Below are 13852 nucleotides of genomic sequence, written 5' to 3' on the forward strand. Positions count from 1 at the left end.
ATGGAGTCACGAATGATCGATGTAGAAGCCTTGATTGCATTCGCTGCAGTCATAGATACGGGATCGTTCTCGAAGGCCGCCGAGCGCCTCGGACAGACGCCTTCGGGGGTGTCGCGCACCATCTCGCGGCTCGAGGACCACCTGGGCATGACGCTGATGCACCGCACCACGCGGCGCCTGCAGCTGACGGAAGAGGGCGGCTGGCTGCTGGGGCGGGCGCGCAGCCTGCTGGCCGACCTGGCCAATACCGAGCTCGAGGCCGCCGCGCGGCGCTCGCAGCCTTCGGGCCTGGTGCGGGTGAACGCGGCCACGCCGGCGCTCGACCACTTGCTGGCGCCGCTGCTGCCGGCATTCCTGGACCAGTATCCGCTGGTGCAGCTGGAGCTGGTCAGCGGCGAGACCTACGTCGACCTGATCGAGGAACGGGCCGACCTGGCGATCCGCATCGGCGCGCTGCCCGATTCGACCCTGAACGCGCGCCGCCTGGGCAGCTCGCGTCTGCGCGTGCTGGCGGCGCCCACGTATCTCGACAAGCATGGCACGCCGGCCAGCGTCGACGCGCTGAAGGAGCACCGCACGCTCGGCTTCACGGCGCCGGCCCTGCTCAACACCTGGCCGCTGCGTCACGCCGGCGGGGAGGGGTGGACGGTGGCGCCGAGCGTGGCGGCATCGAGCGGCGAGACGGTGCGCCACCTGGCGCTGGCCGGGGCGGGCGTGGCCTCGCTGTCGGATTTCCTGACGCGCGCCGATGTGGCGGCCGGCAGGCTGGTGCCGGTGCTGGAAGGGGCGAGCCTGCCGTGGACCCAGCCGGTGTGGGCGGTGTTCTATAAACAGGGATCGCTGGCGCCGCGCGTGGCCGCGCTGGTGGACTTCCTGGCGCGGCGCCTGGAAGAGGTGCTGGAACGCTGAAGGATCAGGCCTCGAGCGTCCCGGCGCGCTCCAGCCGCTTGTAGTAAATCAGCGAAAACGCCACCGGCACCAGCGCCGACGCCACCATCGCCACCACCGCCACCGCCCCCGGCAGCACGCCGAAGGCCGCCAGCAGGGGCAGCAGGCCGCCCGCCACCATGCTCCTGGCCGCCAGCCGGTGCGTGGCGTACCACACGCGCTCGTTCGCCAGCGTCCATGGCGTGCGGATGCCGAGCCAGAAGTTGCGGCGCACCTTGCCCATCACGTTGCCGAGCAGGACGAACAGCAGCCCCAGCCCGCCCAGTACCGCGCGGTCCATCGGAAAGCCGGGCCGATATGCGGCCCACAGGTGGACGCACTGGAGGTAGGCGATCAGGCAGACCATGAGCATGCCGCTGAACCACCAGGTGCTCTCGAAACCGTCGATGGCAAAGCGTTGCGGCGATATCCTGGGCAGGACCAGCCAGAGCGCGGCCAGTCCCAGCAGGAAGGCGGAGTGGATCAGCAGCATGTGGCGCTCGTCCCAGCCGTCGATCTCGCCGCCGGCATTCCAGTGCACCGGCACCCGCGCCGGCAGTTCCGGATAGATCGCCGCGGCCATGCCCAGCACAACCAGCATCGCCGCCAGGCACACCAGGATAAAACGCTTCTTCATCATTTTTCTCCCCTGGCGCCGCGCGCCATGTCCATCGACCAGGCCAGCACGTCCTCGAGCACCGTGGTGTCGAGCGCATACCAGATGGTCTGCCCCTCGCGCCGGCTGGTGATCAGGCCGGCCGCCTTGAGCACTGCGAAATGATGCGACATGGTCGGCTTGCTCATGTCGAAGCGTGCCGCCACCTCGCCCGCGCTCATCTCTTCGTGACGCAGCAGGCGCAGGATCTCGCGCCGCGTCGGATCGGCGATCGCCTTGAACACCTCGTTCAGCGGTCCTGCCATGTTCGATCGCTTTCTAATTAGATGACTGTCTAAATACTAGGGCCGGCACGGTCTCAGGTCAAGCTTTTTGGCGCTGTCAGCGTTAGCTATGGATGACTCCGAACACGAGTCGCAGCAATTGCTCCACCGTCCTAATCCGTCCACCATCGAGCGCCCGACGCCAGCCCAGGTAATTCGGCAGGTAGCGCGAAGCTACTCCTCGGAAGCGGCTCAACCACTGCCGGAAGCGCTGGTGGTAGGCATTCACATTTTGCACATGGATGACACCGGTAAGGCCGCGGCGTACCCGTACGCCCGCACGAAGGTTCACCGCCTCGTGCGCAATGCGATGCTTGCGGGCGAAACGGCGATACGCCCCATGGCCGTCGCTGACCAAGAGCACCTGCCGATCGAGCCGGGGCAGCAGGTGCTGCTCCAGCTGCGCAACCGTCAAGGCGCCACGGCCGACTACGGCATCGGCGGTCTGGCCACTGCGGTCGCGCGCGACAAGAATGCAGTCGAGTTCGCGTGAAATGCCGCGCCTGCTGGCGCGGCCGCCTCGCCGGCGCGCCGGTCGATCCAGCTTGCGCGCGCCTTTCTGCGATTCCAAGATGAACATCTCGTCCGCCTCGGCAATGCCGGCCAGGCACTTCGGCTGGACATGCCTGGGGCGCTCCAGGAAGCGGTGGCGCCAGCGGAAGGCGGTGTTGCGGTGCACGCCGAGGTCACTGGCGGCTGCGCGTACCGACTTCGGGTCGAGCACGGTGCCGAGGTAATCGAGCCATTTTTCACGTAGCCGCAGCCGCGCCAGCGGCGTTCCGCTCAGGTCGTTATAGGTGCGGCCGCAGGCGCGGCAGCGGTAGCGCTGCAGGCTGTTCGCTTGACCGTGCCGGTAGTAGCGTTCGCAGGCGCAGCTGGGGCAGCGGCGCTGCGTGGCGCCGATCTGGCCGATGAGGGCAATGACTTGGTCGAGCCCGGCAGCGGAATGCAGGGCCGCCAGCGTTTGCAGGCGCTGGGGCAGGTTCAGTGCGGGGAGTCTGGCAAACCACTTCTTGAAATGCGGTGCGCGCATGGTCGTTCCCGTCTGTGATGACAGGCGTTCGACCATGAAACAGCTCAGCAGTTCCGCGCTCATCCATAGTTAAAGTTGACAGCGCCAGCTTTTTAGGGATGGCCAGAACCTTCGCCCGGCGCTAGTGTCTGTACGCTTGTTCCCAACCGAGGAGACCGCCATGAGCACGCTAGAAAACACCGTCAAGCCCGTCGAAGACGGCATGCACACCATCACGCCCCACTTGGTCTGCGCCGGCGCCGCCGACGCCATCGCCTTCTACACGCGCGCCTTCGGCGCCGAGGAAGTCATGCGCCTGCCCGGGCCCGGCGGCAAGCTGGCCCATGCCAGCGTGCGCATCGGCGATTCGATGCTCATGCTGATGGACGAATTCCCCGACTGGGACGCCACCGGCCCCACGGCGCTGGGCGGCACGCCGGTCACCATCCACCTGTCGGTGCCGGACGTCGACCACGCCTTCGAGCGCGCGGTGGAGGCGGGCGCGATCGCGCGCATGGCGCCGGCCAACATGTTCTGGGGCGACCGCTACGGCGTGGTCGAAGACCCGTTCGGGCACCGCTGGTCGATGGCCACCCATATCCGCGACGTCTCGCCCGAGGAGATGGCGGCGGCCATGCAGCAGGGCTGCCCCTGAGGGATTATCATGGCGGTCGCCCAAGCACAAGAAAGAGACTGCCATGAACGATACCGACATCCTCCGCATTGCCGCCTTCTCCGACGGCGACCAGGGCGGCAACCCGGCCGGTGTCTGGATCGGCGAGGCGCTGCCGTCCCCGTCCGAAATGGGGGCGCTGGCGCACGCCATCGGCTTTTCCGAAACCGTCTTCGCCGCGCCGCAGCTTGCCGGCTCGACCGGGGCCTGGCGCGTGCGTTATTTCTCGCCCGAGTCCGAAGTGCCGTTCTGCGGCCATGCCACCATTGCGCTGGGCGCCGCGCTGGCGCGCCGCTTCGGCGACGGCCGCTACGAGCTGGCGCTGAACGCGGCCACCATCTCGGTCGAGGGACGGGTGGAGGGTAGCCGGGTAGCGGCCAGCCTGCAGTCGCCGCCGACCAGGAGCCGCCCGGCGCCCGCCGCGCTGGTCGACGCCGCGCTGGCCCTGTTCGGCTATACCCGCGCCGACCTCGACGAGCGCATCCCGCCGGCCCTGGCCCACGGCGGCGCCGACCACCTGGTGCTGGCGCTGAACAGCCGCGCGGCGCTGGCCCGCATGGCCTATGAGCTCGACGCCGGCCGCCGCCTGATGAACGAACACGGCCTGGTGACGGTGGTCTTCGCCTGGGCGGAAACGCCGCAGCTGTTCCATACGCGTAATCCCTTCGCCTCCGGCGGCGTGCTCGAAGACCCGGCGACCGGGGCCGGCACCGCGGCCTTGGCCGGCTACCTGCGCGACATCGGCTGGCCGCACGGCGGACGCATCGAGGTAGTGCAGGGCGAAGACATGGGCGTGCGCTCGCGCCTGTCCGCCGACATCGGCCCGGAAGCGGGTGCAGCGATCCGGGTGTCCGGCACGGCACGCATGATGTAAACACGCTGCGGCACTAACCGGGCGGCGCTTATTGTCAAATAACTATTGGTAAGTGTGACGACATTGTTAAGTACGCTCGTGCTTTCCTGTAGGAGAAATCTTGCAAAATTGTCGGAATAATCTTGCAATTGTGTAGGACAAACAGAGGGCAAAAAGTGCTTCAGCTCAGCAATTAGATTTTTGCTGATCGGATTGATAATTTGATTCAAGCAAGTTTCGTTTCATAATTTCAATCCGGAGTAGCCATGTCGCTGTTCGACCCAGTCGTTTCCAACCCCGCCGATGTGGCCCGTGCCGCTCGCGCCGCCGGTTGCCCCATCGAGCGCCTGCCATTCACCATTCGCCGGGTCGAAACCGAGGCCGACCTGCTCAAGGCCGTGAAGATCCGCCATGCGGCCTATGCCCGCCATGTGCCGGACTTCGCACGCTCGCTGGCCCAGCCCGAAGCCGCCGACTACGAGGACGACACCATCGTGCTGCTGGCCGAATCCCGGCTGGACGGCTCGCCGATCGGCAGTACCCGCATCCGCACCAACCTGTACCGCCCGCTCGGCGTCGAGGAATCGGTCGAGCTGCCGTCCTGGCTGCAGGGCCGCCGCCTGGTCGAAGCGACCCGCCTCGGCATCGACGAGGGCCGCATCGGCCGTGTGGTCAAGATGGCACTGATCAAGGCCTGTTTCATGTATTGCGAAGACAACGCCATCGACTATTCGGTCGCTACCGGCCGTCCGCCGGTGGACCGCCAGTACGAGCAACTGTTGTTTTCCGATGTGTTCCCGGAGCAGGGCGCCGTGCCGCTGCGCCACGTCGGCAATATCCCGCACCGCGTCATGGCCTTCGAGATCGCCAGCTTCGAACAGCGCTACCGCGATGCGCGCCATCCGCTGGCCAAATTCTTCTTCGATACGCAGCATCCGGACATCGACGTCGGCCCCGCCGCGCCGCCGGCGCTGGCCACCACCAAGGTGACAAAATTGACGGATTTGACGTTGCAGACACGCCAATTCGCTGTTTGCTAAGCATATATTGCATGACGGCATCTACCTAAAGCTGTATCCTTGCGACTTGACGCTGCGCCGGCTCCGGCGCAGCATTGATTCGCACCGGTCCAGCTTATGTCCATCCCAACACCCCAACGTCGTTCTTCGCTTCTGGCCGCCGCGCATGCGGTGGTGGAGCGGGTGTTGAAGTTGTTCTCGTATTACCTGATCCCGTTCGGGATCGGCCTCGTTTCCCTCGTCGCCCTGATCTTCTGGCACGACCAGTACCGCACCTCCGGCGACGTGCCGCTGTCGATGCATGTGACGGTCCAGCAGGAAGCCAGCCTGTCGCCGGGCGCCGCGCTGGCACGCGCGCGCGCCTCCAGCCTGGTGACCGGCCATGACACCCATTTGTCCGAAGCCCCGGTCTGGTTCGCCTTCGAGCCGATGCCGCGCGCCGGCGCCCAGGTGGTCGAGTTTCCCTCGCGTCACGCGCTCGACGTGGCCTGCTGGGACGCCGCCAGCCTGGCGCCGCTCGGCAGCGCCACCCGCAGCGCCGGGCAAGGGGCCATCGAAGCCTCGAAGGCCGGCTTCGCCCTCACGCTGAACCCGCTGCCGCCGGAACTGCTGTGCCGCGCCGATTTCTCCGGCCCGGCGCGCCTGTCGGTCCTGCAGTGGCCGGCCGAACAGCACCAGCTCTCGGTCGAGCAGTACCACCGCAAATCGGGCCTGCTCGACGGCGGCATGATCGTGCTGGCCCTGTTCATCCTGATCACCGCCCTGATCAACCGCCAGCCGCTGTACGTGCTGTTCGCCGGCTGGCTGGTGCTGAACCTGCGGGTGGCCGCGCTGTCGGCCGGCTGGGACATCCAGTGGCTCGGCCAGACCATCCCCTCCGACTGGCTGCTGCGCAGCCGTTCGGTGACCATCACCCTGTACGGAATCGCCACGCTCACCCTGTACCAGTCGCTGCTGCGCGAGAACATCGCCGCGCTGCGCTACGTGCTACCGTTCCGCATCATGCAGTGGCTGTGCATGCCGATGCTGGCCGCCGCCATGTTCCTGCCTTACGGCATGTACCTGCCGCTGCTGTGGGGCATCACGGTATGCTGCTTCTCGGTGATGACGGTGGGCCTTTTCAAGATCATCGCGGAATCGCGCAACCGGGTCGCCTCCTGGTTTGCCGCCTCCTTCGCCGTCAGCTTCCTGGCCACCATCGCCGAAGTCGCCTCGGCCGCGCTCGGCATGCGCGAATTGCTGGGCATCATCAACAGCGTCACCGCCGCGCTGGCGTCGAGCCTGCTGGCCGCGCTGGCCGTGGCCGAGCAGATGCGGGTCGAGACCGAGCAGCGCGAAGCGGCCCAGCAGGAACTGGAGCACGCCTACCAGGCCATGCCGGTGGGCCTGTTCACGCTCGACATGTATGGCCACTTCCTGAGCGTCAACCCGGCGCTGCAAAAGATGCTGGGCATCGCCAGCTTCGTACCGGGCCGCACCGCGTGGCGCCAGTTCTTCACCGAAAGCACCTGGACCGAGCTGCACGAGGGGGTGCACGCCAAGGCCGAGGCCGAGATGGAACTGACCAGCCGTGACGGCACCCAGCGCTTCCTGGTGAGCGCCACGCTGGCGCGTTCGCGCATCGAGGGCGTGCTGCAGGACACCACCGAAAAGCACAAGGTCACCGAGCAGCTGCACTTCATGGCCAACAACGATCCGCTGACCAAAGTGTACAACCGGCGCGGCATCGAGCGCGAATTCGCGCTGGCGGCGAATGGCCTGGCCGCCGGCAAGCCGATGGCACTGGCCTACGTCGACCTCGACCGCTTCAAGCTCATCAACGACCTGTTCGGCCACGCCGCCGGCGACGAAGTGCTCAAGCAGGTGTGCGAACGCATGGCCACCATGCTGGCCGGCGGCCAGCAGATCGGCCGCGTGGGCGGCGACGAATTCGTGATCCTGATGCCGGAGACCGCCATCCCGCTGGCCTCGATCATCTGCCGCGGCATCGTCGACCGCCTCGGCAACACGCCGTACCGGGTGGGCGACAAGGCCTTCCACGTGCGCGGCTCGGTCGGCCTGATCGAGGTGACGCCGGGCATCGCCATGAAGGACGCCGTGTCGACCGCCGACCGCGCCTGCCGCGAAGCCAAGACGGGCCAGGGCGAGGGCCTGGTGGTGTACGAACGCGGCGCCGAAGCCTTCCGCCAGCGCGCGGCCGAGCTGGACATGGTGGCGCGCCTGTCCGGACCGCAGGCCACCGAGGGCCTGCTGCTCGAGATGCAGCCGATCATGTCGCTGCGCAGCCCGCGCGAATCGTTGAACTTCGAGGTCTTGTTGCGCATGCGCGAGCCGGACGGCCGCGTGGTGCCGGCCGGCGCCGTGATCTCGGCGGCCGAGAAGAGCGGCCGCGCCAGCGTGATCGACCGCTGGGTACTGAACACCACCCTGGCCTGGATCGCCGAGCATGCCGAAGAGCTGGGCAATACCCGTTTCGTCTGCATGAACCTGTCGGGCGCCTCGCTCAACGACGAGCGCTTCGTGCAGGACACCTTCGACATCCTGGGACGCTACGTGCACGTCGCCAGCCGCCTGTGCCTCGAGATCACGGAGAGCGTCGCCCTGCATGACCTCGACAATACGCGCCGCTTCATCGACCAGGTGCGCAGCTTCGGCGTGAAGGTGGCGCTGGACGATTTCGGCGCCGGCTACACCTCCTTCTCCTACCTGAAGGAACTGCCGGCCGACGTGCTGAAAATCGACGGCAACTTCATCGTTAACATCAACGCCCACCCGGCCAACGTGGCGATCGTCGAAGCGATCGTCAGCCTGGCGGGCAACCTGGGCATGAAGACGATCGCGGAATGGGCGGAAGACGCGGCCACCGTGCAGACGCTGGCGGAGATCGGCGTGGACTACGTGCAGGGCTGGGCGGTGGCGCGCTCGCAGCCGCCGGAGCGCCTGCTGCAGGCCAGGTCGGCCGCGGATTTCATCACCAATCCAGAGGTGCTGGACGTGTTGCGCGTGCTGGAGTCGCCGGCAGCGCCGCACCTGGCGAGCGTGACGCGGCTGCACGACTTGCACTGATATCGTTGGGCGCTAGCGGCCTTCACGCAGACTTGGATTCCCGCCTTCGCGGGAATGACGGTCTGTAGACTGGTGGATTGAATCGTTGTACGTCAGCCCGTGGCATTAGCACGTCGTGCCCGCGTAGGCGGGAACCCAATGTGACCTTCGCCGAACAGACGCAACGCTCAATCCAGCGTCGCCAAAGTGTGCTTGGACGCTCCGGCCGCATCCATCAGCAGGAACTGCGCCCGCGCCGCCTTGAGCGTGACCACGTCGCGCAGCATCGGCTTGGCCTTCACGCGCTGGGCCGCCTGGCGGCGCTGCACGACCGGCGTTGGCGGCAGCACGCCGCGCTCGGTGATCAAGGGATAGGGTTCGGCGCGCGTGACGCCTTCGTCGGCAGGCATATTCGCCAGGCGCACCATGGTGGCGCCGTGCTCGCAGGGCTGGTCGGTCAGGGTGACGCGGCCGGCGCCGTCCACGCACTTGACGATGTTCGCGCCAGCGTGGGCGCCGGGCGCGGCCAGTGCCGCGACAACGATACTGAGGCAGAGATGACGCTTCATGGTCGGCTCCTTTGTTCGAGCCTCCATTGTCGATGTCGATCTTGCAATGCTCTGTTCGCTGCCTCACGTGTGCGCGGCCTGCGCACAAGAATCTCTCAGCCGTTAGGGCGTTCCGCGACCAATTGCACTTCCACCAGGAAACCATAGTGCAGCGCCGGTACCGGCACCACGGCGCGCGCCGGCCGGTGGTCGCCGAACACCCCGGCATACGCGGTGTTGAATGCGGGCCAGTGCTCGACGCCGGCCAGGTAGGCCGTGCATTGCACCACGTCATCCAGCCCGCAGCTGGCCGCGCGCAGGATCTTCTCGCATTGCGCGAACACCGATGCGCATTGCGCTTCGAAGGAAAGGTCGGGCAGGTCGCGCGCCGGCAGCACTCCCGACACGAACACCAGGCCGCCGCGCGTGATAACGGCCTGCGAATAATGCCCGGCCGGCGCGGGCAGTTCGGGCGACTGGATGAATTCCATCAGGCGAATCCGTCAGGATTCGAGGGTCTGCATCAGTTCGGCGAAGCGCGACAGGTCGACGTTGCCGCCGCTGATCAGGATGCCCACGCGCTTGTCCTTGACGTCGACCACGCCGTGCAGCGCTGCCGCCGCCGCCAGGCAGGCGGTCGGCTCGACCACCGTCTTCATGCGCTCGGCAAAGAAGGCCATGGTCTGCACCAGCTGGGCGTCGCTCACGGTGACGATGTCGTCCACGCTGCGGCGGATCACCTCGAAGTTATGCTCGCCGATATGGGTCACCATGGCGCCGTCGGCGATGGTCTTCGGCACCGCGATGTGAACGATTTCTCCCTTGCGCAGCGACTGCTGGCCATCGTTGCCGGCTTCCGGCTCGACCCCGATCACCTTGCAATTCGGTGACAGCGCCCGCGCCGCCAGCGCGCAGCCGGCCAGCAGGCCACCGCCGCCCAGGCACACCAGCAGGATGTCGAGTTCGCCGACTTCCTCGAACAATTCCTTGGCCGCCGTACCCTGGCCGGCAATCACGTCCGGGTGGTCGTAGGGGGGAATCAGGGTCATGCCGCGTTCTTCCGACAGGCGCCGGCCGATCTCTTCGCGATTCTCGGTGTAGCGGTCGTAGGTAATGACTTCGCCACCGTATTCCTTGGTGGCTTTCACTTTCAGCGCCGGCGCGTCCTGCGGCATGATGATGGTCGATTTGATGCCCGCCAGCTTCGCCGACAGAGCAATTGCCTGCGCGTGGTTGCCCGACGAGAAGGTCAGCACGCCGGCGGCGCGCTGGGCATCGTCGAACTTCGCGATCGCGTTGTAGGCGCCGCGGAACTTGAACGCGCCCATGCGCTGGTAGTTCTCGCACTTGAAGAACAGGGTGCCGCCGGTGAGCTTGTTGGCCGTGCTCGACGTCAGGACCGGCGTGCGGTGCGCGGCGCCAGCCAGGCGCTCGGCGGCCAGTTCGACGTCACGGTAGGTAAGAGTGGCAGCGGCGGAGGTAGCGGTCATGGCGGGCTCGCGAAAGTCGAAAGCGGACAGTATAGCGAAGGCGCCACGCTCCGGCTGAAAGGAACTAGCCATGCTACTTGTACAAAACGCTTGCGCTTTCCTTCAATTTGTTCTTTAATTTCTGTAACGACAGAAATAAGGGAAAATCATGAGCCTCAGCCCGACCGCACAGAAATTTGTCCTGCACTGGGGAGAGATGGGCACCCGCTGGGGCGTCAACCGGACCGTTGCCCAGATCCACGCGCTGCTCTACCTGTCCGGGCGCCCGCTGACCGCCGACGACATCGTCGAGACCCTGGGCGTGGCGCGCTCCAACGTCAGCAACAGCCTCAAGGAGCTGCAGAGCTGGAAGCTGGTGCGCGTGTCGCACGTGCTGGGCGACCGGCGCGACCACTTCCAGGCCTTGCAGGACGTGTGGGAAATCTTCCGGGTCATCCTGGAAGAGCGCAAGCGCCGCGAGATCGACCCGACCCTGACCGTGCTGCGCGAATGCGCCATCGAAGGCGAAGAAGACGCGGGCCTGGACGCGGCCACGCTGGCGCGCATGCAGGTCGTGCTCGAGTTCCTCGAGATGCTCAGCGCCAGCTTCGAGGATTACCGGCACCTGCCGCCGCAGACGCTGCAGCGCTTCCTCAAGATGGGCGGCAAGGTCGCCCGCTTCCTCGGACCCAACAGCAAGGAACAGCCATGACATCCACCGTGAGCAAGCTATCGGGACTGCGCGAGGTGATCGCGGCGGCGCGCGGGCAGGGCGGCGGTGCGACGCCCGCCATATCCTTCGACGCGCATCGACGCAGCGTTCTTGTCACCGGCGCCACCGGCTTCGTCGGCCAGCACCTGGTGCGGGCCTTGCTGCAGGACGGCCACAGGGTAGTCGCCCTGAGCCGGCAGCCGGAAGCGGCGGCGCGCCTGTTCGACGGCAGGGTGGATTGCGTCGGATCGATGGAGGCGCTGCCGCCGCAGACCCGCATCGAGGTCGTGGTCAACCTGGCCGGCGCCCGTATCCTGGGTCCGCGCTGGTCCGCGGCGCGCAAGGAAGCGCTGCGCCGCAGCCGCATCGGCCTGACGCGGCAGGTGGTGGACTGGATCGCGCGGGCCGACCACAAGCCTTTCCTGCTGCTGAACGCATCCGCCATCGGCTACTACGGCATCCAGCGCATCGGCGACGAATCCGAGCTGGACGAATCGTCGCCGCCGCAGCCGGTCTTCATGTCGGACCTGTGCCGCGAATGGGAAGAGGCGGCCGGCAGGGCCGCGCAGTATGGCGTGCAGGTGGAGTGCATGCGCTTCGGCCTGGTCGTGGGCGTGGGCGGGGCGCTGCCCATGATGCTGCTGCCGATCCTGCTCGGCCTGGGCGGCAGGCTGGGAAGCGGTCGGCAGTGGCTGTCGTGGATCCATGTGGACGATGTCGTGGGCGGCATGGCGCACCGCTGGCGCCATGCGCTCGCGCACCCGCGTCCGGGTGCGGTCGGGGCCAGCAACTTCACCGCCCCCGAATGCGTCACGCAGGCGCAATTCAGCGAGGCGGCGGCGCGCATCTGGCGCCGCCCCAGCTTCATGCCGACGCCGGGCTGGCCGCTGCGCATGGTGCTGGGCGAGCAGTCCGACCTGCTGCTGGAAGGGCAGCGCGTCGCGCCGCGCCGGCTGCAGCAGGAGGGTTTCGCGTTCCGCTATCCCGGCATTGCGCAGGCGCTGGCGAGCCTGAAAGGCGCCTGACAGAGCGCGTTTCATGCGCTCTGCATGGAGCGCGATCGCCCCATCCAATCGTGCGACCGGGTCCATGCCAACTCATTAGACTGCGCGGAGTTTGCAGTGTTGCCACATGGCAAAACTGCAAACTTTCCGCCAAGTTAATAGTGAGAGACCTCCCGATGACCCAGCTGAACCAAGCCCTCGGACGTCCCACGGTCCCGACCTGGACGCCGCACCTGCGCAGCCACATCCAGGCCGCCGCCGAACACCTCCAGAACGACTCGGAAGAGATGCGCCAGTGCTCGCCGGAGCAGGTGCTGTACCACGAGTACATGCAGGCCGGAGCCCCGCACGGACCGGCCCTGTATGCCGTCAAGGGCGAACACTGGAACGGCGTCAGCCCGAAGTTCCTGGAGTTCATCAACGCCTTCCAGTTCGCACGCGGCGACATGGGTTATGCCGAATCCGGCTACGGCATCCAGCGCCACCGCAACTTCATGCGCCGCCTGATCGTCAGCGAGCACCACCTGGAGGCGCGCCGGCCCGCGGCTGGCCTCGACATCGACGTCGGCTGCCTGGCGATGACGACCCGGATGGCCATGTACGACATGGCGAAGGTTGCCCTGCGCCATGCGACGCAAACCCATCCGGGCAAGACGCCGGTGGCGCTGGTGCCGACACCAAGCTGGGACTACCGCGGCATCTTCAAGGACGTCGGCTTCGAGATCGTGTTCCTGCCGCTGGGGCCGAAGAACGGCTGGCTGCCGGACCTGAAGGCATGGGATGCGATCGTGCGCGAGACGCTGGCCGACGGCAGCCGCCACATCGCCATGGCGGTGACCAATCCCCAGCACAACCCGACCGGCATGCAGTGGCCGGTCGACGTGACCCGTTATCTGCTGGACCTGTGCGCCGACCAGGGCGGCTTTCTGCTGCTCGACGACGCCTATTACTGCGTCCACGATCCGCGTGCGCCGGTCGTCAACCACCTGAAAGCGCTGCTCGATGCGTTCGACCACGACGGCGGCGACAACGCGCTGGTACGCTCGGGCATGTTCGAGCGCTGGGTCGCGACCCGTCCCTTCGGCAAGCAGTTCTCCTGCAATACCATGGGCGTGGCGGCCATCACCACCTCGCCGAAGATGCTGCGCCAGCTGAGCCGCGAATCCTGGATCAACCGCTACCACACCAATACCCACAACGCGGAACTGATGTGCGCCTGGCTGGCCACGCCGGAAGCGGCCGACTGGACCATCGAGACCGGCCTGTTCTACACCCGCCAGAAAGAACTGGTGCGTGCGCGCCTGAAGGAGCGCATGGGATGGATGGATGCCGCCTTGTGCATCGGACCGTCGACCTCGTACATGCTGATCGAGATCCCGAAGGTTTACCAGACGACGGACGGCGGCATCGATCGCTTCCGCGACGACCTGTTCTTCACCACCGGCACCCTGGTGTCGGCCTCGCTGTTCAACCAGACCGCGCCCGTGCCTTACGTGCGCCTGCACCTGGGAAGCCATCCGGACGTGATCGAGGAGTTCCTGCGGCGCTGGGAAGCGGCCGGCCTGCGCTACGACATGGCATCCACCTTCGGCGGCCGGGCGGCGCTGGCCACACCGGTGCTGCCGCCGGTGTTCCGCAAGGAAGCCTGAGG

General features: G+C 66.8%; 14 protein-coding genes. 8 read left to right on the forward strand and 6 right to left on the reverse strand.

Annotated features, from left to right (window positions below):
• Nucleotides 1-12 precede the first annotated feature (12 nt).
• Nucleotides 13-909: a LysR family transcriptional regulator gene (locus tag B2R83_RS23655; RefSeq protein ID WP_292045616.1), complete on the forward strand. Its 897-nt coding sequence runs from the start codon at nucleotides 13-15 to the stop codon at nucleotides 907-909.
• Nucleotides 910-913: 4 nt separating this feature from the next.
• Here the strand turns inward: B2R83_RS23655 and B2R83_RS23660 are convergent, their stop codons facing one another.
• From B2R83_RS23660 to B2R83_RS23670, 3 genes are all read right to left on the reverse strand, one after another.
• Nucleotides 914-1564, reverse strand: coding sequence for an SdpI family protein (locus B2R83_RS23660; RefSeq protein WP_292045618.1), 651 nt, complete (start codon nucleotides 1562-1564; stop codon nucleotides 914-916).
• Nucleotides 1564-1848, reverse strand: a complete 285-nt coding sequence (locus tag B2R83_RS23665; RefSeq protein WP_229412980.1) for an autorepressor SdpR family transcription factor — start codon at nucleotides 1846-1848, stop codon at nucleotides 1564-1566. The genes B2R83_RS23660 and B2R83_RS23665 overlap by 1 nt, the downstream gene beginning before the upstream one ends.
• Nucleotides 1849-1930: 82 nt before the next feature.
• On the reverse strand, nucleotides 1931-2899 hold the full coding sequence (locus B2R83_RS23670; protein WP_292045690.1) for an IS1595 family transposase: 969 nt from the start codon (nucleotides 2897-2899) through the stop codon (nucleotides 1931-1933).
• Between the two features lie 160 nt (nucleotides 2900-3059).
• On the opposite strand from B2R83_RS23670, the gene B2R83_RS23675 reads away from it, so the two are divergent.
• The 4 genes from B2R83_RS23675 to B2R83_RS23690 all read left to right on the forward strand — a co-directional run bounded on the left by B2R83_RS23675 (nucleotide 3060) and on the right by B2R83_RS23690 (nucleotide 8489).
• Nucleotides 3060-3533 (forward strand): VOC family protein, encoded by a 474-nt coding sequence (locus tag B2R83_RS23675; RefSeq protein WP_292045622.1) that lies wholly within the window; start codon nucleotides 3060-3062, stop codon nucleotides 3531-3533.
• A 43-nt stretch (nucleotides 3534-3576) separates the two neighbouring features.
• Nucleotides 3577-4425 carry a PhzF family phenazine biosynthesis protein gene (locus B2R83_RS23680; RefSeq protein ID WP_292045624.1) on the forward strand — a complete coding sequence of 283 codons (849 nt, stop codon included), beginning with the start codon at nucleotides 3577-3579 and terminating at the stop codon, nucleotides 4423-4425.
• Nucleotides 4426-4670: 245 nt separating this feature from the next.
• Entirely contained in the window at nucleotides 4671-5444 is a 774-nt protein-coding gene (locus B2R83_RS23685) for an N-acyl amino acid synthase FeeM domain-containing protein (RefSeq protein WP_292045626.1), read from the forward strand.
• Between the two features lie 162 nt (nucleotides 5445-5606).
• Complete coding sequence (locus tag B2R83_RS23690; protein WP_292045628.1) at nucleotides 5607-8489, forward strand: putative bifunctional diguanylate cyclase/phosphodiesterase; 2883 nt, start codon at nucleotides 5607-5609, stop codon at nucleotides 8487-8489.
• 167 nt (nucleotides 8490-8656) lie between these two features.
• Here the strand turns inward: B2R83_RS23690 and B2R83_RS23695 are convergent, their stop codons facing one another.
• The 3 genes from B2R83_RS23695 to B2R83_RS23705 form a co-directional block, all read right to left on the reverse strand.
• Entirely contained in the window at nucleotides 8657-9037 is a 381-nt protein-coding gene (locus tag B2R83_RS23695; RefSeq protein WP_027863815.1) for a DUF4124 domain-containing protein, read from the reverse strand.
• Nucleotides 9038-9132: 95 nt separating this feature from the next.
• On the reverse strand, nucleotides 9133-9507 hold the full coding sequence (locus B2R83_RS23700) for a RidA family protein (protein WP_292045632.1): 375 nt from the start codon (nucleotides 9505-9507) through the stop codon (nucleotides 9133-9135).
• A gap of 12 nt (nucleotides 9508-9519) precedes the next feature.
• On the reverse strand, nucleotides 9520-10506 hold the full coding sequence (locus B2R83_RS23705) for a threo-3-hydroxy-L-aspartate ammonia-lyase (RefSeq protein ID WP_292045634.1): 987 nt from the start codon (nucleotides 10504-10506) through the stop codon (nucleotides 9520-9522).
• Nucleotides 10507-10654: 148 nt separating this feature from the next.
• On the opposite strand from B2R83_RS23705, the gene B2R83_RS23710 reads away from it, so the two are divergent.
• From B2R83_RS23710 to B2R83_RS23720, 3 genes are all read left to right on the forward strand, one after another.
• Entirely contained in the window at nucleotides 10655-11197 is a 543-nt protein-coding gene (locus B2R83_RS23710) for a GbsR/MarR family transcriptional regulator (RefSeq protein ID WP_027863812.1), read from the forward strand.
• On the forward strand, nucleotides 11194-12222 hold the full coding sequence (locus tag B2R83_RS23715; protein ID WP_292045637.1) for a TIGR01777 family oxidoreductase: 1029 nt from the start codon (nucleotides 11194-11196) through the stop codon (nucleotides 12220-12222). Before B2R83_RS23710 ends, B2R83_RS23715 begins: the two co-directional genes overlap by 4 nt.
• Before the next feature lie 155 nt (nucleotides 12223-12377).
• A complete protein-coding gene (locus tag B2R83_RS23720) occupies nucleotides 12378-13850 on the forward strand; it encodes a pyridoxal phosphate-dependent aminotransferase (protein WP_292045639.1) in 1473 nt (490 codons plus the stop codon).
• Nucleotides 13851-13852 lie beyond the last annotated feature (2 nt).

The organism is Massilia sp. UBA6681, from assembly GCF_002454935.1.
GTDB classification, from domain to species: Bacteria; Pseudomonadota; Gammaproteobacteria; order Burkholderiales; family Burkholderiaceae_D; genus Telluria; species Telluria varians.